Source organism: Pseudomonas sp. GW822-FHT06B12, from assembly GCF_058799675.1.
On the sequence record NZ_JBXALR010000003.1, the window covers coordinates 496,238 to 518,033 of the forward strand.

General features: G+C 60.1%; 15 protein-coding genes. 11 read left to right on the forward strand and 4 right to left on the reverse strand.

What is annotated here, in order from left to right; all coding sequences use genetic code 11:
* The first annotated feature begins 72 nt into the window (after nt 1–72).
* On the forward strand, nt 73–771 hold the full coding sequence (locus AC1RKH_RS09890; RefSeq protein WP_493061607.1) for a DUF1266 domain-containing protein: 699 nt from the start codon (nt 73–75) through the stop codon (nt 769–771).
* On the forward strand, nt 768–3,449 hold the full coding sequence (locus tag AC1RKH_RS09895; protein WP_493061608.1) for a DUF805 domain-containing protein: 2,682 nt from the start codon (nt 768–770) through the stop codon (nt 3,447–3,449). Before AC1RKH_RS09890 ends, AC1RKH_RS09895 begins: the two co-directional genes overlap by 4 nt.
* On the opposite strand, the gene AC1RKH_RS09900 is transcribed toward AC1RKH_RS09895, so the two are convergent.
* The 3 genes from AC1RKH_RS09900 to AC1RKH_RS09910 form a co-directional block, all read right to left on the reverse strand.
* Nucleotides 3,446–5,134, reverse strand: coding sequence for an Hsp70 family protein (locus AC1RKH_RS09900; RefSeq protein ID WP_493061609.1), 1,689 nt, complete (start codon nt 5,132–5,134; stop codon nt 3,446–3,448). The two genes, AC1RKH_RS09895 and AC1RKH_RS09900, sit on opposite strands and share 4 nt — an antisense overlap.
* 237 nt (nt 5,135–5,371) lie before the next feature.
* Nucleotides 5,372–8,662 (reverse strand): EAL domain-containing protein, encoded by a 3,291-nt coding sequence (locus AC1RKH_RS09905; RefSeq protein WP_493061610.1) that lies wholly within the window; start codon nt 8,660–8,662, stop codon nt 5,372–5,374.
* A 69-nt stretch (nt 8,663–8,731) separates the two neighbouring features.
* Nucleotides 8,732–9,622 (reverse strand): LysR family transcriptional regulator, encoded by an 891-nt coding sequence (locus tag AC1RKH_RS09910; RefSeq protein ID WP_493061611.1) that lies wholly within the window; start codon nt 9,620–9,622, stop codon nt 8,732–8,734.
* 147 nt (nt 9,623–9,769) lie between these two features.
* Here AC1RKH_RS09910 and leuC point away from each other — a divergent pair, with 147 nt between their 5' ends.
* The 7 genes from leuC to AC1RKH_RS09945 all read left to right on the forward strand — a co-directional run bounded on the left by leuC (nt 9,770) and on the right by AC1RKH_RS09945 (nt 19,228).
* Nucleotides 9,770–11,188, forward strand: a complete 1,419-nt coding sequence (gene leuC, locus AC1RKH_RS09915) for a 3-isopropylmalate dehydratase large subunit (protein WP_123425723.1) — start codon at nt 9,770–9,772, stop codon at nt 11,186–11,188.
* 11 nt (nt 11,189–11,199) lie between these two features.
* On the forward strand, nt 11,200–11,844 hold the full coding sequence (gene leuD / locus AC1RKH_RS09920) for a 3-isopropylmalate dehydratase small subunit (protein ID WP_123425724.1): 645 nt from the start codon (nt 11,200–11,202) through the stop codon (nt 11,842–11,844).
* A gap of 153 nt (nt 11,845–11,997) precedes the next feature.
* Complete coding sequence (locus AC1RKH_RS09925; RefSeq protein WP_123425725.1) at nt 11,998–12,765, forward strand: class I SAM-dependent methyltransferase; 768 nt, start codon at nt 11,998–12,000, stop codon at nt 12,763–12,765.
* Between the two features lie 65 nt (nt 12,766–12,830).
* On the forward strand, nt 12,831–13,913 hold the full coding sequence (gene leuB / locus AC1RKH_RS09930; RefSeq protein WP_123425726.1) for a 3-isopropylmalate dehydrogenase: 1,083 nt from the start codon (nt 12,831–12,833) through the stop codon (nt 13,911–13,913).
* Nucleotides 13,914–13,980: 67 nt separating this feature from the next.
* Complete coding sequence (gene asd / locus AC1RKH_RS09935) at nt 13,981–15,093, forward strand: aspartate-semialdehyde dehydrogenase (RefSeq protein ID WP_123425727.1); 1,113 nt, start codon at nt 13,981–13,983, stop codon at nt 15,091–15,093.
* A gap of 265 nt (nt 15,094–15,358) precedes the next feature.
* Entirely contained in the window at nt 15,359–16,369 is a 1,011-nt protein-coding gene (locus AC1RKH_RS09940; RefSeq protein WP_493061612.1) for an aspartate-semialdehyde dehydrogenase, read from the forward strand.
* Between the two features lie 207 nt (nt 16,370–16,576).
* Nucleotides 16,577–19,228, forward strand: a complete 2,652-nt coding sequence (locus AC1RKH_RS09945) for a motility hub landmark protein FimV (RefSeq protein ID WP_493061613.1) — start codon at nt 16,577–16,579, stop codon at nt 19,226–19,228.
* 132 nt (nt 19,229–19,360) lie between these two features.
* Here AC1RKH_RS09945 and AC1RKH_RS09950 read toward each other — a convergent pair whose 3' ends face one another.
* Entirely contained in the window at nt 19,361–20,020 is a 660-nt protein-coding gene (locus AC1RKH_RS09950; protein ID WP_493061614.1) for a M24 family metallopeptidase, read from the reverse strand.
* A gap of 212 nt (nt 20,021–20,232) precedes the next feature.
* Here AC1RKH_RS09950 and truA point away from each other — a divergent pair, with 212 nt between their 5' ends.
* Nucleotides 20,233–21,057, forward strand: a complete 825-nt coding sequence (gene truA, locus AC1RKH_RS09955) for a tRNA pseudouridine(38-40) synthase TruA (protein ID WP_493061869.1) — start codon at nt 20,233–20,235, stop codon at nt 21,055–21,057.
* 63 nt (nt 21,058–21,120) lie between these two features.
* A complete protein-coding gene (locus AC1RKH_RS09960) occupies nt 21,121–21,747 on the forward strand; it encodes a phosphoribosylanthranilate isomerase (protein ID WP_401119228.1) in 627 nt (208 codons plus the stop codon).
* The last annotated feature ends 49 nt before the right edge of the window (nt 21,748–21,796 follow it).

The following is a 21,796-nucleotide window of genomic DNA, read 5'->3' on the forward strand; positions in this document are numbered from 1 at the left end:
AGTGTTTCTCTACAATCCGCGCCAATTTCGCCGACACCTCCTTTCAACTTTGTCGGCCTGGAGCTTTTTTTCATGGAAGAGATACAGCAGCGTTGGCTGTGCGGCCTTTCTGCGCCGATGGTGGCCCTCAATCCTCGCGCCAGTTACAGCGATCCCGGTTTTTACTCCGACCCACAATTTATCGATTTGCAGTGCAGTTGGTCCATCAGTGATCGGCCGCAGCTGTTAAGCATGCTCGAACGCATGACAGATGGCGGCCATGCCATTCATCTCGATGGCGCATATCGGGCATGGCAGCGTCGCCTGCCGAGCGAATGGCAGGCTCTGCTTGAAACCCTGACACCTCGTGAGCGTGTCTTGTACGAATTTGCTGGCCGTACCTATGGCGGTTGCGGGCCGGGCGGTATTCGGGCCTGGGATCTTGGGCGTATGGGGTTTCTCTTGCGCTGTGGCTTGCGCAACGAATGGATCGATCTGACAGAAAGTCTCTGGCTGCACGGCCGACTCGCTGCGCGAGCGCAACACTATTACGGCAGTTGGTTCTCTTATCTCAGCGGTTTCCTGGCCGGTCATGCGTTCTGGAGCTGTCAGGGCAGCAGTGACGAACAGCTGGCCCACGAACTCAATCGCCAGGGGGAGTCTTCGGGTAGTGCCCTCATTGCTCGTGGCCTTGCTCGCGATATCCCTTCATTTATTGCCGATCTGCCTTGGCACATGGACCTCAATCCGCCGGAACGCCCGGTCTCCCTAGAGGAGTTCGACTGGTCATGAGTTGCTGGATACGTTTGGGTATCGAACCCACCAAGGATCAAGAGCTGATTCGCAATGCCTATCGCGCACGCCTGCCGGAGCATCATCCGGAGAGCAACCCCGAGGGCTTTCAGGCCCTGCGTGAAGCCTACGAGAGCGCTACCCGTTTCGCTCGGCATGATGAGGTCACCATTGAACAGGCGATCGCTGCTGTTCCTGAGGTCCCGCCGGCGATCGTTGATTTTTACGCTTTGCTTGAGGATCCGGCTCGGCGATTCAATCTGGAGGCGTGGCAGGGATTTGTTCGAAGGTTGGATCAACTGCCTTTGGATACGCTTGAGGACCTCAGTTGGGGCTTGTTCCATCAGTTGGCCGATGCCGGTCCGCTGTCCTACCGTTGTGCGAATTTACTGGCGCAACGCATGGCTTGGGAGCATCAGTTGCTGGATCTGGAGTTCGACCAGGCGCAAGAGGTCGAAGTGTTCCTGCAACGCATCAAAACGCGCGATCCATTCGACACGGCGCTGATGAATGACTGGCCCGAGCCTGCACAGACGGAAGCCCTGTGGTATGCCCGCAGCCTCGACTACCTCTTCGAGCATCGTCCGCTCCATGAGTTCGAAGACTTCGCCAGCCAACACACGTGCTTGCCGCTGCCCGCGGATGAGGCGTTCATTAAGCGTTTGCTGGCGCAGTTCACTCAGGCCGGTATCGGCGGTTCCGGTTTGCTGCAGCTTTGTCTCGAACAACAGCGGCAAGCTCCAGACGATGTCGACCGGCTTTACGTGTTGGCTTGCCAAAGCAGCTTGCTGGACCTGGAAGAGCAAGCTTTGCCCTGCTGGATCCGGCTCTGGCAGGAGCATCGTCATCCGAAGGCCGAGAGCCACTTGCTGGAGCTTTGCTCTGCGCGTCAACCGGACTTTCTTGCGCTGCTGATCCAGGCGTTCGACCGCCCGGAAAGCTTCCGCGACTGGTCCCATGACCTCGCCGATGTCACTCAAGAATATGGCAGTCCTTCACAGCGTTCGGAAACTCTGGCCCGTTGGCTCGGTGTCGGGCAACTCAAGCTGCAAGGACTGTCGGCCGCCTTCGTCGAATGGTGCATGACGGGCGATGAACTGCCGCTGCTGGCACTCCTTCTTGGAGCGCATGAGGACCGTTACTTGCTACGTCTATACCGACATGCCTGGGCATTGCACCGTGGGGATGTGGGGTTGTTGCAGCAGATACTGGAGGAGCCGTCGCGGATTGATGCTCTCGAGAACCTGGTATTGAGCGGGTTCAAGTATCAGGCCGAGCAGCAACTCTGTTGGTTGAATCAGGCGCCGATCCCGTTGGCGCTGAAGAGCTTTCTCAGCAGTCATTCAGCCCAGCCGCAACTGGCTGAGAAACTGGCAAAGGGCGAGCCGCATGCCATTTGCCGTCTCTGGTTGCGTAGGCTGCGTGTCTATGATCAGTCCGCATTGGAGCGGATCGAGCAGGCCTTCAATCTGCAAGACGCAGATGCGGACGCAAACTTGCGGGAGTTGAGTCTGTTGGCACAATTGGGTCAGCGGGGCGTGTTCCTGCCGGCCATTGCGCAAGGTGAGGCTGCATGGCAATGGCACGCTCAAACGGTTTTCCTGCTGGCTTTGCTCGATCAGCCGGAACGCTGGCTGGCGCTGGTCGATGCGCAATGTGTGGAGCGGCTGGAGTTCAATCCGGCTCATCCGCTGAGTCGGCTTCAACCGCTATTGCTACGTCTGCAACGCGAGCAGGGTAATTGCAGCGGTCTGCTCGGATGGTTGCAGGGTAGTGATCCGGTTCATGGTTTGCTCGTGCAGCAATTGTTCAATGTGCAGCAGGTCCTCGACAGCGCAGCGCTATCCGACAATACAACGATCTATACCTGCATTGAGAGTGATCCCGATGCTTGCGGCGAGGATCTACTGGGGCTGATGCTTCTCTGGGGAGTGCTGTATCACGATCCGGGTCTGGATGCGGAGCGTCATCGCATGCTGTTGCAATCCATCGCCGGCATCAGTTGTGAGGATGACTGGTTCGAAGCGTTTCGTGATGGTTTGATCCGGGGGGAACCAGTGTGGCCGCCTCGTAAGGTGCTGACGGATTACGAGGTCGACAAGCTGTTGGTTTACGAAACTCTCGATACCCTGAAAAGCCTGATTCGTTATGGCGCGGCAGGTGTGCCCAGAACCAGGGTTCTGCAGCAGTTGCAGCGTGGCAAGGATGATGCCGCGAACAGTGCGGGGCTGCGTCTGGCGTTGAGCGCTTTGTTGTCGTGGTCCGAGCGTCTGTTGCTGGCCAAGAGTGACAGTCGCCCTGTGGCATCGGGTGCTTTTTGGCGTTTAGGCACTCGATTGGGACGTAAGGCTTTTATCGGGCAGTGCCTGGGATGCGTGCTGCTCACCCCGATTGTGGCATTGCTCGGCGGCACTGCATTGTCCGGGGTGTGCGTGCTGGTTCTCGGCGCAGCCATGTTGCTCGGCGCCACTTTGCGTCGGTTACATGATCTCGGTCGCGGTATTCCTACGCTGGCGGTCTTTCTCTGTCTGGTGCCGGTGTTGCCGTTCCTGCCTCTGGTGTTGTTTGGGTTGCCCGGGGACAAACTGCCGAACCGTTTCGGCGCGCCAGCGGACAGCGCGGGTCAGGACGCGCTGTCCGGCGGCTTGCAAGCCACTCTGCGACGGTTGAATGGTTAGAGGCGCAGGTCGTCCAGCGCTTCATTGAGCTGTTTGCGGTGGCTGGCAATCGTTGAGGTTTGCTGGCCACCGAGCACGCCGATGAACTCGTCCAGCCAGTAACGGATCTGCTCACGCTCATCGCCCAGGCTTTGCATCCAGGCGCGCTCAAGTCGCGCCAGCAGGGTGCGATTGGGCAGTGCGTCGCGCGGATGGATTTTCAGTGCTGCGAGCCGTTCATGGCTGGCTGCGCGCGCCTGCGGGTCAAGGCCGGTGGGGCTGCGGTCGATGCTGTGGCTGTGGCGCTCGCCGTTATCCAGGGTCACGTCCACTTCCAGCAGGCCATTGATGTCGTAGCTGAACCGCACATCCAGGGCTTGTTGGGCGCCGGTGCGCGGCAGTGGCACCTGGAACTCGTCGATGAAGATGTTATCGCGTACCCATGGACGTTCGCCCTGATAGATCGCGATGCGAATCGTATCCTGCTCGGGGTGGGTGCTGTAGAACCGTTGCTCGCGGGAGGTCGGGATCACAGTGTTGCGCTCGATGATTGGTGAGTAGGCGCCGCTAATATCTTCGCCGCGCATCGAGGCAATGCCTAGGGTGTAAGGGCAGACGTCGGTCAGAATCAGCTCTTCGACGGCTTGCTCGCGTGCCTTGCACGCTGCCTGGGTCGCGGCGCCGAGGGCTACGATGGTGTCCGGGTCGAGGTGGCGGTAGGGTAGGCGTCCGAACAGGGTCGCGACCATCTGCTGCACCGCCGGCATTCGTGTGGCACCGCCGACCAGCACCAGGCTGTCGAGATCGCGGGGGCGCAGCCGGGCATCGCGCAGCGCTTGTTCGATGGGTGCTCGCAGGCGTGCCAGCAGTGGTTCCCAGATCTTCTGTGTGCGGGCCTCATCCAGGGACCATTCGCGGGTTTCACCAGCGCTGTTCCAGCTCAGTTGCTGCGGGCCTTCACCGAGTTTGCACTTGAGTTGTTCGAGAGTGTCACCGAGGCTGGCCAGCGCCAGGGGGTCAAGGGCGGCCGAACTCAGTTGCCATTCCTTGAGGCAGGCTTGCAACAGCGCGGCGGTGAAGTCTTCGCCGCCGAGGAAATTGTCGCCCGCGGAGGCATGCACTTCGATCAACGGTAATGCGTACTCCAGCACGGTGACGTCGAACGTCCCGCCGCCCAGGTCGAAGATTAGCGTACGTTCGAATTTTTGTTCGTGCAGACCATAGGCCATGGCGGCGGCGGTAGGTTCGTTGATCAGGCGCAGTACCTTCAAACCGGCCAGTTCGGCCGCGAAACAGGTGCGTTTGCGCTGCTCGTCGCTGAAGTACGCAGGAACTGAAATCACCGCCTCGTGTACTGGGCAACCGAGCCAGGCCTCGGCGTCCTGCTTGAGTGAACCGAGTACCAGCGCCGAGAGTTCTTCGGGGCTGAAGAGTTGAGCGCCGAGCTCAAAACGCTTGTCGCTGCCCATGTAGCGTTTGAAGGCTGCCGCGGTGCGCTCGGGGTGAGTGGTCAAGCGTGCGCGTGCGGCTTTGCCAATCAGCATGCTGCCATCTTCGTCGACACTCACGACCGAGGGCGTGAGCACTTCACCGAGGGCGTTGGGGATCAGTTGGGCACGGCCATCCAGCCACACCGCGATCAGGCTGTTGGTGGTGCCGAGGTCGATACCCAATAACGGTGTTCGAGGGGTGTTCGCGTCCTGCATCCTGGAGCTCCTGCAAAGTCTGGTGCCGCCTTTGGCGATACGCTCGGTGCCCGCCATGGGCGCGCTGTGCGGGTGAAACTCGCCAGCACAGCGAAAAAAACGCGACCCTACAGGTTGTGAGAAACACTGGCAATCGGAGCGCTCCCCTGGAGGCCGCCGAGTCCAGTGATCAGGCTGTTTGGTGCCGCCAAACGCAGACTGCGCAGTGGATGCGGGTTGAGGAAAAATCAGCCGCATTCACTTCAATAGTTTTTCAAAGCCCTCCAGCGGCAGTGGCTGACTGTGCAGGTAACCTTGATACAAGTGGCAGCCCAGGCCCTGCAAAAACTCAAGCTGTTCGGGGGTTTCGACGCCTTCGGCAATCACTGTCAATTCAAGGCTGCGGGCCATGGCCACGATGGCGCGGATGATTTCCGCGTCGTTCGGATCGCTGGTCGCATCGCGGATGAAGGACTGATCGATCTTCAGCGTGTCCACCGGCAGGCGCTTGAGGTAAGTCAGCGAGGAATAGCCGGTGCCAAAATCGTCCATGGCGAAGCTGACACCAAGTTTCTTCAGGCGGCGCATCTTGCTGATGGTGTCGTCGAGGTTCTGGATCACGATGCCTTCGGTGATCTCCAGCTTGAGCAGCGAGTACGGTAACCCGTGGTTGTTCAGGCTGTGTTCAATCCGCTCGACGAAGTCGTTCTGGCGGAATTGCCGTGGACTGATGTTCACACAGAGACTGAAGTTCTGCGGGTCGATCAGGCCTCTATCGATCAGTTGCCTGAAGGCCTGGCAGGCTTCATCGAGGACCCAGGTGCCGACTTCCAGAATCAGTCCGCTGTCCTCCAGCACCTTGATGAATTCGCTGGGCGACTGAGCGCCCAGCTGCGGGTGATGCCAGCGTAGCAGGGCTTCGGCGCCGATGATGCGATCGTCTTGCGCGTCCACCTGAGACTGGTACTGCACGTTGAATTCGCCTCGCGAAAGGGCCAGACGCAGATCGGTTTCCATCCGCAGGCGTTCACTGGCAGCTTTTTGCATAGTGTTGTGGAACATCTGCGTGGTATTGCGCCCCGAGTCCTTGGCCCGGTATAGCGCGATGTCGGCGCGCTTGAGCAGGTCGGTCGGGGTTGAGCCGTGATCGGGAATCAAGGCTATGCCGATGCTCGGTGTGACTTGCAGGCGCTGACCGTCGAGGAACATCGGCTCGGACAGCAGCTCGCGCAAGGTGTCGGCCAGCTCGCGAACCTGTTCGCTGACCTCGCTGCGCGTACCTTCCAGACCGCTCAACAGCACCACGAACTCATCGCCACCCAGCCGCGCCACGGTGTCTTCCATGCGCACGCTGGCTTCGAGGCGCGCGGTGATGATTTTCAGCACCGTGTCACCCACCGGATGACCCAGCGAGTCATTGATGTGCTTGAAGTGGTCGAGATCGAGGAACAGCAGGGCGCCGCGCAGGTTGTGGCGTTTAAGCAGGGCGATCTGCTGGCTCAGGCGATCCATCAGCAGGGCGCGGTTGGGCAGGTTGGTCAGCGGGTCGTGGTAGGCCAGGTGACGGATCTGCGCTTCGGCGTTTCTCAGCAGGCTGACGTCCCGGGCGGTCAGCAGCAGGCAGGCGGTTTCGTTCAGGGTGATGGGCTCGATCGACACCTCGACGGTGAGAATCTCGCCGCGCTTGTTGCGTCCAAGCATTTCCTGGTGATGCACCCGGCCTTTGATCTTCAATTCGGCCAGCAGCGCCGAGCGTTGTTTTTCTTCGGCCCAGATACCGACCTGATACACGGTTTTGCCAATCACCTCATCGGCACGGTAGCCAGTCAAACGGCAGAAACCGTCGTTGACCTCCAGGTAACGTCCGCTGTCGCGCTCGGTGATGGTGATGGCGTCGGGGCTGGAGTGAAACGCTTTGGCGAATTTTTCTTCGCTGGCCTTGAGTGCTGCCTCGGAACGTTGCTGCTGGGTGATGTCGCGCAGGGTGGTAACGATGCATGGCTCGTTGCCGACGTTGATCTGGCGGCTGGATATCACACAGGTCAGGGGTTGCCCGTCCTTGTGGTGAACGATGATTGCGACGTTGTTCAGCGCTTGTTCGCGAATCACCTGTTCGATGCGCTGCTGACGCTTCACCGAAGCGTCCCAGAGGCCAATCTCGTCGGCACTGCGGTCGATGACGTCGCTGGCACTCCAGCCGAAGGTCTGAGTGAAGGCGGGGTTGATCTCGATGAACTGGCCGGTGTCCTGACGCGTCACGCAGATCGGGTCCGGACTGACCTGGAACAGGCTGGCGAATTTTTCTTCGGAGGTGATCAGGCGTTGCTCGCGCTCTACCTGGTCGGTGATGTCGAGCAGGGTGCCGGCCATGCGCAGTGGTGCACCGGACTCATCGCGATAGAGCCGGGCACGGCTTTCCAGGTAGCGCGAACTGCCGTCGGGCAATTGCACGTGGTAGGTCAGTTGATAATTGCCGGCCGGGCCTTCGCGCAAGCTGCGGTAGGCGTCGCGCATGCTGTCGCGCTCATCGTTGGGCACGCCTTCGAAAAACGCATCGAAGGGCTCGTGAAAGGGCACCGGGTCCAGGCCATGCAATTGCGCGGCGCGGGCCGAGCCGTAGAGCATGCCACTGGGAATGTGCCAGTCCCAGGTACCGAGTTGCGCCGAATCCAGGGCCAGGTCCAGGCGCTCTTGACTGTCTTTGAGCGCTTGCTCGGCAAGTTTGCGTTCGCTGGTGTCGAGGAACGTGCTGAGCAGGTAGGCCTGACCCTCGAGTTCAACCTTTTGCGCGCTGAGAATGCCGTCGTGGATCTGGCCATTGCTGGCGCGAAACTGCACCTCCATGCTGACCAGTTCGCCCTTGGCCTTGGTTGCCTTGACCAGTTTGGCGCGTTGTTCCGGGTGCACCCAAAGGCCCAGCTCCAGCGTCGTACGGCCGATCACGCTGTGCACGGGCCAGCCGAACAGGCTTTCGAAGTATTGATTGGCTTCACTGATCAGGCCGTCTTCCTGGCGGGTCAGCAGTACCATATTCGGGCATAGATGAAATAGTGTTGCGAAACGTTTCTCCGAGCTGCTCAGGGCCTGTTCGCGCTGGCGTTGATGGGTGATCTCGCGGATCACCCCGATCATTCGTGGCCGGCCTTGTTTGTCCGGTATCAGGCTGCCGTTGATCTCCAGCCAGTGCAGACTGCCGTCGGGCCAGCGGATCCGGTGATGCATCGCCTGTTCCAGCGGCGCGCCGGCCACCACGGCGTGAAAGGCCCGCAGCGCTTTCGCGCGATCCTCGACCGGCAACAAATCCAGGTATTCCAGATCGGCCGGCAGCGGCTGCCTTGGGTCAAACCCGAACAGCGCTTGAGTCCCCCGTGACCAACTGATCAGCCCGCGTTCAATGTCCCAGTACCAGGCGCCCAGGCGTGCGCCGTTCAGAGCGGCGAGCAATTGTGGTGCGCTTTCCCAGCTCTGCTCCGAGGTACGCGGGTCGAGCGCCTTAATGCGCGGCATTGGGGGCGTGCGTGAGCGAGTGCGGTCAGCAGATTTGGGCATTGGCAACAGGCCTTGGGCTGAATTGGGTGTTTGGCGCAGGGATTTTCAACCTTAAAGGATTAGCACAAGTTAGCCGTGAGTCCCTGGCAAATCGATTTGTGCGTCCAGCAAGGCCATGAAAGCCCGTGCAGCATTCGACAGCGTCCGTTCGGTGTGCACGATATAGCCTAGCTGGCGAGTGAGCTGTATGCCCGGTAAAGGAATGCGCGCCACCTGATCATCGAGCATGGTGCGCGGCAATACGCTCCAGGCCAGACCGATGGAAACCATCATCTTGATAGTTTCCAGATAGTTAGTGCTCATCGCGATGTTTGGCGTCAGCCCCTGGGCTTCGAAAAGTCGTTGCACGATATGGTGGGTAAAGGTGTTGCCGCCGGGAAAAACCGCCGGATGGCGGGCAATATCGGCCAGGCTGACCGCGCCGTTGCTGATCAGCGAGTGTTCCGGAGCCGCCACGAAGTCCAGCGGGTCGTCCCATACCGGCGTGGCCTTCACCAGTGTGTGGGGCTCGGGTGCCAGGGTGATGACCGCCAGCTCGGCGCGACCGTGAAGAATTTCCTCGTAGGCGACTTCCGAATCGAGGAACTGAATATCTAGCGCGACCTGGGGATAGCGTCGGGTGAACGCCCGCAGCAAGGGCGGAAGACGGTGCAGGCCGATGTGATGACTGGTCGCCAGCGTCAGACGGCCGGTCACTTCGCCGGTCAGGTTGGTCAGCGCCCGGCGCGTGTCATCCAGCACGTTAAGAATCTGATAGGCCCGCGGCAGCAGGGCGCGCCCGGCCTCGGTCAGGCTGACTTCCCGACCCAGTCGATCAAACAGCCGCACCTTGAGTTGCTGCTCCAGCCCGGCGATGCGTTTGCTGATGGCTGGCTGGGTCAGGTGCAGCCGTTCGCCCGCGCCGGAGAAGCTGCCGGTCTCGGCGATGGCGATAAAAGCATTGAGGTTGGCCAGGTCCATGGTCGTATTCCAGTTGGTTATCCAAAGCATAAAAAATATGAATTTGAGTTATTTAATGTAACCCCATAGGATCGACCTCACAAGCCAAGGGGTTATTGAAGCGTCCTTAACCCAGGGCATAGAAACAAGCTGATGAGGAAACGTCTGATGGCCGGCAAAACGCTCTACGACAAGCTCTGGGATTCGCATTTGGTCAAACAGCGCGACGATGGTTCGGCGCTGATCTACATCGATCGTCACATCATTCACGAGGTGACCTCGCCGCAAGCCTTCGAAGGTCTGCGTCTGGCCGGGCGCAAGCCGTGGCGCATCGATGCCAACATCGCAACCCCGGACCACAACGTACCGACGACTCCAGAGCGCAAGGGCGGCATTGCTGCCATCGCTGACGAAGTCTCGCGTTTGCAGGTTCAGACCCTCGATGACAACTGTGACGAATACGGCATCGTCGAATTCAAGATGAATGACGTGCGCCAAGGCATCGTCCACGTCATCGGCCCGGAGCAGGGCGCAACCTTGCCGGGCATGACCGTGGTCTGCGGTGATTCCCATACCTCGACCCACGGCGCTTTCGGCGCGTTGGCTCACGGTATCGGCACTTCCGAGGTCGAGCACGTGCTCGCCACTCAGTGCCTGGTCGCCAAGAAAATGAAGAACATGCTGGTTTCCGTCGAAGGCACCTTGCCGTTCGGCGTGACTGCCAAAGACATCGTTCTGGCTGTCATCGGCAAGATCGGCACCGCCGGCGGTAACGGCCACGCGATCGAATTTGCCGGTAGCGCGATTCGTGAGTTGTCGGTCGAAGGCCGCATGACCATCTGCAACATGTCTATCGAAGCCGGTGCGCGAGTTGGTCTGGTTGCTGCTGACGAAAAGACTGTTGCCTACGTCAAGGGTCGTCCGTTCGCCCCCAAAGGCGCTGAGTGGGACTTGGCTGTCGAAGCCTGGAAAGACCTGGTTTCCGATGCAGATGCCAAGTTCGACACCATCGTTGAACTCGACGCTGCGCAGATCAAACCGCAAGTCAGCTGGGGCACTTCCCCGGAAATGGTCCTCGCCGTCGATCAGAACGTGCCGGATCCGGCTAAAGAGATGGACCTGGTCAAACGCGATTCCATCGTCCGTGCCTTGAAATACATGGGTTTGACCGCCAATCAGGCGATCACCGACATTCAGCTGGACCGCGTGTTCATTGGCTCCTGCACCAACTCGCGAATCGAAGATTTGCGCGCTGCGGCAGTGATCGCCAAGGGCCGTAAAGTGGCTTCGACCATCAAGCAAGCCATTGTGGTGCCGGGTTCGGGTCTGGTGAAGGCGCAAGCCGAAGCTGAAGGGCTGGACAAGATTTTCCTCGAAGCCGGTTTCGAATGGCGCGAGCCAGGCTGCTCGATGTGCCTGGCGATGAACCCGGACCGTTTGGAGTCTGGTGAGCATTGCGCATCGACCTCCAACCGTAACTTCGAAGGTCGTCAGGGCGCCGGTGGCCGTACGCATCTGGTGAGCCCGGCGATGGCCGCCGCCGCCGCTGTCAACGGTCGTTTCGTCGACGTCCGTGAATTGATCTGAAGGAGCGCAGCATGAAAGCTTTTACCCAGCACACTGGTCTTGTCGCGCCTTTGGATCGTGCCAACGTCGACACCGACCAAATCATTCCCAAGCAGTTCTTGAAGTCGATCAAGCGCACCGGTTTCGGTCCGAACCTGTTCGATGAGTGGCGTTACCTGGACGTGGGTCAGCCGTATCAGGACAACTCCAAGCGTCCGTTGAACAAGGACTTCGTGCTCAACGCCGAGCGTTATCAAGGTGCCAGCGTGTTGCTCGCCCGGGAAAACTTCGGCTGCGGTTCGAGCCGCGAGCACGCGCCGTGGGCCCTGGAAGAGTACGGTTTCCGCAGCATCATCGCGCCGAGCTATGCCGACATCTTTTTCAACAACAGCTTCAAGAACGGCTTGCTGCCGATCATCTTGAGCGACGCTGAAGTCGACGAGTTGTTTGCGCAGGTGGAAGCCAATCCGGGTTACCAATTGCAGGTCGACTTGCAGGCCCAGACTGTGACCCGTCCTGACGGCAAGGTCCTGAGCTTTGAAATCGATGCTTTCCGCAAACACTGCCTGCTCAACGGTCTGGACGATATCGGCCTGACCTTGCAGGACGCTGATGCGATTGCCACGTTCGAAGCCAAGCACCGCGCCAGTCAGCCGTGGTTATTTCGCGACGCGTGATTGATCCGGCATTTCGGTAGGTAGTATTGGCCTCATCGCGAGCAAGCTCGCTCCCACAGGGTTTGTGAACACCTCAATTCCAGTGTGGGAGCGAGCTTGCTCGCGATGACGGCAGCCCAGACAACACAAGACTCACCCCTTAAGGAAGTCACCATGACCAGCACTGCCCAGCACAGCGAAGTGGTACAAAAGCAATTCGGTGAACAGGCTGCGGCCTACCTGAGCAGCGCAGTACACGCCCAGGGCACCGAATTCGCACTGCTACAGGCCGAACTCGCAGGTCGCGGTGATGCGCGGGTGCTGGACCTGGGCTGCGGCGCCGGTCATGTGAGTTTTCATGTGGCGTCCTTGGTGAAAGAAGTAGTGGCCTACGACCTGTCGCAGCAGATGCTCGACGTGGTGGCTGGCGCTGCGGTTGATCGCGGTCTGAGCAACGTGACCACCGTACTCGGCGCGGCGGAACGCCTGCCATTTGCCGATGGCGAGTTCGATTTCGTGTTCAGCCGTTACTCGGCGCACCATTGGAGCGATCTCGGGCAGGCATTGCGCGAAGTGCGCCGGGTACTCAAGCCGGGCGGGGTGGCTGCGTTCATTGACGTCTTGTCGCCGGGCAGTCCGTTGTTCGACACTTACCTGCAAAGCGTTGAAGTCCTGCGCGACACCAGCCACGTGCGTGATTATTCCGCCGGCGAGTGGTTGCGTCAGGTCAGCGAGGCGGGGTTGCATACCCGTAGCACCACGCGCCAACGGCTGCGTCTGGAGTACAACTCCTGGGTCGAGCGCATGCGCACACCCCAAGCGTTGCGCGTGGCGATCCGCGAGTTGCAGCAGGCAATGGGCAACGAAGTGCGCGAGTATTTCGAGATAGAAGCCGATGGTTCGTTCAGCACCGATGTGCTGGTGCTGATGGCTGAACGATAAGCGCCGAGCGCTAGAATTTTTCCGGGCGCGCCCATGAGCGCGCCGACTGATGACATGAGGAACGCATGAGCAAGCAGATTCTGATTCTCCCAGGTGACGGTATTGGCCCGGAAATCATGACCGAAGCGGTCAAGGTGCTGGAACTGGCCAACGACAGGTTCGCGCTGGATTTCGAGCTGAGCTTTGATGTAATCGGCGGCGCCGCCATCGACAAGCACGGCGTGCCGTTGGCCGACGAAACCCTGGCCCGCGCGCGTGCTGCCGATGCGGTGCTGCTGGGTGCGGTGGGTGGTCCGAAATGGGACACCATCGAACGTGACATTCGTCCAGAGCGCGGCTTGTTGAAGATTCGTGCGCAACTGGGCCTGTTCGGCAACTTGCGTCCGGCGATCCTGTACCCGCAACTGGCCGAAGCTTCGAGCCTGAAAGCGGAAATCGTCGCGGGCCTGGACATCCTGATCGTCCGTGAACTGACCGGCGGTATCTACTTCGGCGCGCCACGCGGCGTGCGCGAACTGGAAAATGGCGAGCGTCAGGCGTACGACACCCTGCCATACAGCGAAAGCGAAATCCGCCGTATCGCCCGTGTCGGTTTCGACATGGCGCGCGTACGCGGCAAGAAGCTCTGCTCGGTCGACAAGGCCAACGTTCTGGCTTCCAGCCAGCTGTGGCGCGAAATCGTCGAGCAAGTGGCCAAGGATTACCCGGACGTCGAGCTGAGCCACATGTACGTCGACAACGCCGCCATGCAACTGGTGCGTGCACCGAAGCAGTTCGACGTGATTGTCACCGACAACCTGTTCGGCGATATTCTGTCCGACGAAGCCTCGATGCTCACCGGTTCCATCGGCATGTTGCCGTCGGCCTCGCTGGATGCCAACAACAAAGGCATGTACGAGCCGTGCCACGGTTCGGCGCCGGACATCGCAGGTAAAGGCATCGCCAACCCGTTGGCGACGATTTTGTCGGTGTCGATGATGCTGCGTTACAGCTTCAATCAGGTGGTGGCTGCTGACGCCATCGAAAAAGCCGTGAGCCTGGTATTGGATCAAGGGTTGCGCACAGGTGACATCTGGTCGCCGGGTTGCGCGAAAGTAGGTACGCAGGAAATGGGCGACGCAGTAGTCGCAGCGCTGCGGAATCTGTAATCTCTCTGGCCCCGCTTGTCGCTGATGCCGGCAAGCGAGCCCACTTTTTGTAAAAGGTGTAGTTGCGATGAAACGTGTAGGTCTGATCGGTTGGCGCGGTATGGTCGGTTCCGTGCTCATGCAGCGGATGCTGGAAGAGCAGGATTTCGATCTTATTGAGCCGGTGTTTTTCACCACTTCCAATGTCGGTGGCCAAGGCCCGTCCGTGGGTAAGGATATTGCTCCGCTCAAGGACGCTTACAGCATTGAAGAGCTGAAAACCCTCGACGTGATTCTGACCTGCCAGGGTGGCGACTACACCAGCGAAGTCTTCCCGAAACTGCGCGAAGCCGGCTGGCAGGGTTACTGGATCGACGCCGCTTCCAGCCTGCGCATGCAGGATGACGCGGTCATCGTTCTGGACCCGGTAAACCGCAAGGTCATCGACCAGCAGCTCGACGCGGGCACCAAGAACTACATCGGCGGCAACTGCACCGTCAGCCTGATGCTGATGGGCCTGGGCGGTCTGTTCGAAGCCGGTCTGGTGGAGTGGATGAGCGCCATGACCTATCAGGCGGCTTCCGGTGCCGGTGCGCAGAACATGCGTGAACTGATCAAGCAGATGGGCGCGACTCACGCCGCTGTCGCTGATCAGCTGGCTGATCCGGCCAGTGCGATCCTCGACATCGACCGTCGTGTTGCCGAAGCCATGCGCAGCGATGCGTACCCGACCGAAAACTTCGGGGTGCCATTGGCCGGTAGCCTGATCCCGTGGATCGACAAGGAACTGCCGAACGGTCAGAGCCGCGAAGAGTGGAAAGCCCAGGCCGAGACCAACAAGATCCTCGGTCGCTTCAAGAGCCCGATCCCGGTGGACGGTATCTGCGTGCGCATCGGCGCCATGCGCTGCCACAGCCAGGCGCTGACCATCAAGCTGAACAAAGACGTGCCGATCGCCGATATCGAAGGGCTGATCAGCCAGCACAACCCGTGGGTCAAACTGGTGCCGAACCAGCGCGAGATCAGCATGCAGGAGCTGAGCCCGACCAAGGTTACCGGCACCCTGAACGTACCGGTTGGCCGTCTACGCAAGCTGAACATGGGCTCGCAGTTCGTCGGTGCTTTCACCGTCGGCGACCAGCTGCTGTGGGGCGCGGCCGAACCGCTGCGTCGCATGCTGCGGATTCTGCTGGAGCGTTGATTCGCTGATGTAATGAAACAACCCGCACCTTGAAAGAGGTGCGGGTTTTTTTATGATTTTTTGTCTGGAGGGCTTTGGTGTCTGTTGGTCTGCCATCGCGAGCAAGCTCGCTCCCACATTGACCGTGTGAACACTGGAGATCAAATGTGGGAGCGAGCTTGCTCGCGATGGCGTCGGCTCGGACACCACATATACCCAGCAGAATTGCCTGTGCACCCACCACCCGGTAAAGTGCCGCTCCCCCCGTTTCGCCTGAGGTAGAACCATGAGCCAGTCCTTTGATATCGCCGTCGTCGGCGCCACCGGTACTGTCGGCGAAACCCTCGTCCAGATTCTTGAAGAACGCGACTTTCCGGTTGCCAACCTGCACCTGCTGGCCAGCAGTGAGTCGGCCGGGCATTCGGTGCCGTTTCGCGGGAAGAACGTGCGGGTGCGGGAAGTCGACGAATTTGATTTCAGCAAGGTCCAATTGGTGTTCTTCGCCGCCGGCCCTGCGGTCACCCTGAGCTTTGCGTCGCGTGCTACGACCGCCGGTTGCGCACTGATCGATTTGTCTGGCGCCTTACCGGCGGAACAAGCACCGCAGGTGGTGCCGGAAGCCAACAGCCAAGTGCTGGCCGGCTTGAAAAAGCCTTTTCAGGTGAGCAGCCCAAGTGCATCGGCTACCACCCTGGCCGTGGTGCTGGCGCCGCTGCGCGATTTGCTCGACTTGCAGCGAGTGACCGTCACCGCCAGCCTGGCGGTTTCCGCCCAAGGCCGCGAAGCGGTCACCGAGCTGGCCCGGCAAACGGCTGAACTGCTGAATGTTCGCCCGCTGGAGCCGCGTTTCTTTGATCGACAAATGGCTTTCAACCTGCTGGCACAAGTCGGCACGCCGGACGCTCAGGGCCATACACTGCTGGAAAAACGTCTGGTTCGAGAGCTGCGCGAGGTCATGGCACAGCCTTTATTAAAGATTTCTGTCACTTGCATTCAAGCCCCGGTGTTTTTCGGCGATAGCTTTAGCGTGACCTTGCAGTCAGCCAGGGCTGTCGACCTGGCGGCAGTGAATGCTGCGCTTGAGGCGGCACCGGGTGTCGAACTGGTCGAGGCGGGTGACTACCCGACGCCGGTCGGCGATGCGGTAGGGCAGGACGTGGTCTACGTTGGTCGGGTTCGCAGCGGAGTCGACGACCCGGCGGAACTTAATCTGTGGCTGACGTCAGATAACGTACGCAAAGGCGCGGCACTCAATGCGGTGCAAGTGGCTGAGCTGTTGATAAAAGACCTTGTGTAAAAGATACTTGGCAACAATTTTCAGAATGATTCCAGTCGAGCGATATGCTTGGCCCGAATGCTGGAGGCGAGCCACCATCAAGGGCTTCCAAGGGCATAAGTGAAAGACGCGCGCGCAGGGACTCTTCGAGACTGCGCGCAATGCCTTACGGCAGCGGTTATCAACACCTTCTCGCTTGCCGAGGAACGTTCAACAAAGGATGAGGCTATGGTTCAAGTTCGCAAACTGGTGTTAGCAATAGCGGCCGCCTCGGCGCTGTCCTCCGGTATGGCGCATGCCCTCGGGCTTGGGGAACTGACCCTGAAGTCGACCCTGAACCAGCCCCTGGTGGCAGAGATCGAGCTGCTTGACGTCAAGGACCTCACCGCTGCCGAAGTGGTGCCGAGCCTGGCTTCGGCCGACGACTTCGCCAAGGCCGGGGTTGACCGTCAGGCGTTCCTCAATGACCTGACGTTCACGCCAGTGCTCAATGCCAGTGGTAAAAGCATCCTGCGGGTGACTTCAAGTCAGCCACTCTCCGAGCCCATGGTGAAATTCCTGGTTCAGGTGATGTGGCCAAACGGTCGACTGCTGCGCGATTACAGCGTGCTGCTCGATCCGTCCAAATTCTCGCCGCAAACCGCTGACGCTGCCGCGCACCCCGCGCCGTCTCAAGCGCCAGCAGTCAACGCACCGGTGACTGGCGCGAGCAAGCCTGCGCAGCACATCACCACGCCGCGCGACACCTTGTGGGAAATCGCCGCGAAGGCGCGCAATGGCGGCTCGATCCAGCAAACCATGCTGGCGATTCAGGCACTGAACCCGGACGCCTTTATCGATGGCAACATCAATCGGCTGAAAACCGGTCAGGTCTTGCGCCTGCCGGATGCCACGCAAAGCACCAGCCTGGCACAGCCTAAAGCCATTGCCGAAGTCGCCGCGCAGAACACTGCCTGGCGTCAGGGTCGTCGCTCGGTTCACCGGGCGCAGGCGCAACAGCTTGATGCAACCAAGCGCGGGCATGATGTTGTCGCGCCGCAAGGTGCCGCCAAGGACAGCCTGACTCTGGTTTCGGCCGAGTCCGGCAAGAAAGGTGGCAAGGGCAAAGCGGGTGATAGCAAAGCCATCAGCAACAAGCTGGCGGTGACCCAGGAAGGCCTCGATACGACCCGTCGCGACAATGCCGAGCTGAAAAGCCGCATGACTGACTTGCAGAGTCAGCTGGACAAACTCCAGCGCTTGATCGAGCTGAAGAATAATCAACTGGCCAAGCTGGAGGCGGAAGGCTCGGCAGGTGCTGGTGCTCAACCTTCGGCAGCGATGTCGGCCGATCTGGTCGCCCAGCCTGCTGCGGCGCCAACCCCGGAGGCGCCCGCGTCTCCTGCGGTAACGCCAGGGGCAACGCCGGCCGCAGTGCCTGCCGAGGCGCCGACACAGGCAACCCCGGCGGTGAGTGACGAGCAAAAGTACAACGAACTGCTGACCAATCCGGTGCTTCTGGGGCTGGTAGGTGGTGGTGCTGTGGTGCTGTTGTTGCTTCTGTTGCTGCTGGCGCGTCGTCGCAAGGCCCAACAGGAAGCCGAGAAGCACAAGCGCATGGCCAAGGCATTGGCTGAAGAGTCGGACTTTACTGAAGAGCTCGATCTGCCGGAAAGCAGCTTTGAAGGTCTTGAAGTTCCGCCGCCAGTCGTCAAGCTTGCAACGCCTCCAGCTCCAGCTCCAGCTCCAGCTCCAGCTCCAGTCGTGGCGCCGGTGGTGGTAACGCCACCGATTGCTGCACCTTTGGTAGCGCCTGCGGCCGAGCGCTCGGACGATGTCCTGGCGCAAGCTCAGTCGCACATCAACGCCGGGCGTCTGAATCAGGCGGCCAGTCTGCTCGAAGACGGCATCAAGCAAGAGCCGCAACGTAGCGACCTGCGCTTGAAGCTGATGGAAGTCTACGGCCAGCAGGGCGATCGCAGTGCGTTCGTGGCGCAAGAGCGTCAGCTGGTTGCCAATGGCAAAAATCATGCTGACGTTGAACAGTTGAAAAGCCGCTTTCCGGCGATGGTTGCCGTGGCAGCTGTTGGCGGTATCGCCGCCGCCGCGGTTGCCGCCGAGCTGGATGCGCAATACGTCAAGGACCTGCTGCACGATGAGCCTCAGGCGCCCGCTCCGGCACCTGAAGCCGTACCAGCCCCGGCACCTGTCGAGGATGACTTCGACAGCGCCTTCGACCTGAGCCTGGATGATCTGGAAGCTGCATCGCCCGCGGTAGTCGCTCCAGAGCCGGCGCTGGAGCTGGACGCGTTCCCGCTTGACGACGATCTGAGTTTCGAATCCGTTCTGCAACAGCAGACCGAAGCCAAGGACAGTCTGGATGACCTGTCGGATTTCGACCTGGATCTGGGTGGCGATGTGCCGGATTCGACCCTGGCTGATGACGAGTTCTTGCTCAACCTCGACGACGATCTGAAAGACCTGCCAGCGGCCGAGTCGCCTGCGGTCACAGAGGCGGCGCTTGATGATCTGGAGTTGCCGGCTGATTTCGACCTGTCCCTGGCGGATGAGCTCGATGCTCAAGCCAAGCCTGAGTCGGACGACTTCATGTCCGAGCTGGACGATGTCAATGCTGAGCTGGATCGTTTGTCCGGTAGCCTGGAACACCCGGCTATCGCCGAGCCAAGCTTCACCGCTGAAGATGCGGCGATCGGGATGGATGAGCCTGAGTTTGACTTCCTCGCGGGCACTGACGAGGTCGCGACCAAGCTGGACCTGGCGCAGGCTTACATCGACATGGGTGACAACGAAGGCGCGCGGGACATCCTCGATGAGGTGATCAGCGAGGGTAATGACGGTCAGAAGAGCGAAGCCAAGGAAATGCTCGCGCGTATGGCCTGATTGACCGGTAACGCATAACGAAAACGGCAGCCCATCGAGGCTGCCGTTTTTGTTTTCACAGTGAGGTGATGGCGTTTGTTGGATTGCCATCGCGAGCAGGCTCGCTCCCACATTGGATTTTCATTGGGGCTATCAGGCCAGCAAATCCTCATAAAACGCGCCGAATGGCCGGGTAGGGTGGGCCAACTGGATTTCGAGGATCCACAGCCCTACATTCGGACAGGCTTCGAAATTGCCCAGATCGCCCGCGCGATAGATCGCATGGGGGAAGTCGCTGACCCGATGGCCCTTGTTGTCCAGGTTCAACACCCAGCCCATGGCGGACGCTTGTTCCTCGGCGTAGCGATACAGCTCCGGGCCGGCGACCCGATGGGTTCGCCAATAGTCCTGAACCTGGTCGAACAGGTTTTTTGCGGCCGCTGCACAGGCGATCATTTCCGGGTCGTTGCCGGTGGTGAAGGTGGCACCGGAGTCGCCCTCGTGGCGATCCCACACGACCCCGAGGTCGATGAAGAAAATATCGTTTTCGCCCAGCACCGGATCGCCGCTCGAGGGCTGCTTGAAAGTTTTCAAGGTGTTCTCGCCGAAGCGGATCTTGGTCGGGTGCCAGATGCGGTCCATGCCCAGTTCGGTCAGTACTTCAAGCCCCATCAGCAGGGCTTCGGACTCCAGCATGCCGGGTTTGATCCGGCGGACCATTTCATCGATGGCTTCCCAGGTCTTGCGTTTGGCGTGGAGCATTCCCTCCAGGCTGTAGGCCAATCCAACGGCTTCCTTTTCTATGGCGCTCATTTATCAGTTCTCGTCAGGTGTCCGGTCTTCGTTATGTATTTGTCTATATAGCGAAACTGCGGTGGCTCGTGCAAATGACAATTCGTCTGTCGGGGCGCGAACAAAAAACACCGTGAACATGGCGTCCCGCCTCGGCGGCCTTATAATGCCCGCCTTTGCGTACATCAGCAGGCTGTCACTCCTTGGCAAATATAGATAACCCGGCCGCCGAAATGGCGGCCGACGGCTTTTTCCGGATCGCGTTGGGCGTTGAATATAAAGGCTCGCGCTATCGCGGCTGGCAGCGCCAGGCGTCCGGTGTGGCCACCGTGCAGCAAACCCTTGAAACGGCTCTGTCGAAGGTCGCGGATTCGCCGGTGTCCTTGCACTGCGCGGGTCGCACCGACGCTGGCGTGCACGCCTGTGGTCAGGTGGTGCATTTCGATACTCAAGTCGACCGCTCGTTGAAGGCCTGGGTCATGGGTGCCAATATCAACTTGCCCCACGACATCAGTGTCAGCTGGGCCAAGGTCATGCCGGCGGATTTTCATGCGCGTTTCAAGGCGATTGCCCGTCGTTACCGTTATGTGATCTACAACGATCAGATCCGCCCGGCGCACCTCAACGAAGAGGTCACCTGGAATCACCGACCGCTGGATGTCCAGCGCATGGCCGAGGCGGCGCAGCATCTGGTCGGCACCCACGATTTCAGCGCCTTCCGCGCCGGTCAGTGTCAGGCCAAGTCGCCGATCAAGGAAATCCATCACCTGCGGGTTACCCAGCACGGCAAGATGATCGTGCTGGATATTCGCGCCAGCGCGTTCCTGCACCACATGGTGCGCAATATCGCCGGCGTGCTGATGACCATCGGTGCTGGCGAGCGTCCGGTGGAATGGGCTCGGGAAGTGCTGGAAAGCCGGATTCGCCGTACCGGCGGCGTCACGGCCCATCCATTCGGGTTGTACCTGGTGCAGGTCGAGTATCGCGATGAGTTTCCGTTGCCCGAGCGTTACATCGGTCCGCACTTCCTGACCGGCTTCTCGGAACTTGACGGCTGACGCCCTCGAATGCATTTGCTACCATCCGGGACTTCCCCGGATTTGCCCTGAGGTTCAAACGACATGTCAGCCGTTCGCAGCAAAATTTGTGGGATTACCCGCATTGAAGATGCGTTGGCGGCCGTCGATGCCGGGGCGGACGCGATTGGTTTTGTGTTCTATGCCAAAAGCCCGCGGGCGGTGACGGTGCAGCAGGCTCGGGCGATCATCGCCGCGTTGCCGCCATTCGTGACTACGGTGGGCTTGTTCGTCAACGCCAGCCGTTGCGAGCTCGGTGAGATTCTCGACGCGGTGCCGCTGGATCTGTTGCAGTTTCATGGCGACGAAACCCCGGCCGATTGCGAGGGTTACCATCGGCCGTATATCAAGGCGTTGCGGGTCAAGGCGGGCGACGACATCGCTGCCAGCTGCGATGCCTACGCTAAAGCCAGCGGCATTTTGCTCGATACCTATGTCGAAGGTGTTCCCGGCGGAACCGGCGAGGCCTTTGACTGGTCATTGATACCGCAAGGATTGAGCAAACCGATCATCCTCGCCGGTGGGCTGTCGGCGGCTAATGTGGCCGAGGCTATTGCCCGGGTTCACCCTTACGCGGTGGACGTCAGTGGTGGGGTAGAGCAGAGCAAGGGCATCAAGGATCACGCGAAGATTCGCGCATTTATCAAGGCTGTACGCAGTAGCTCGATGTGACGGCTGGCAGACTGCCGCCGTCCACAGGCATGGCTGAGGGTTTTTGGGT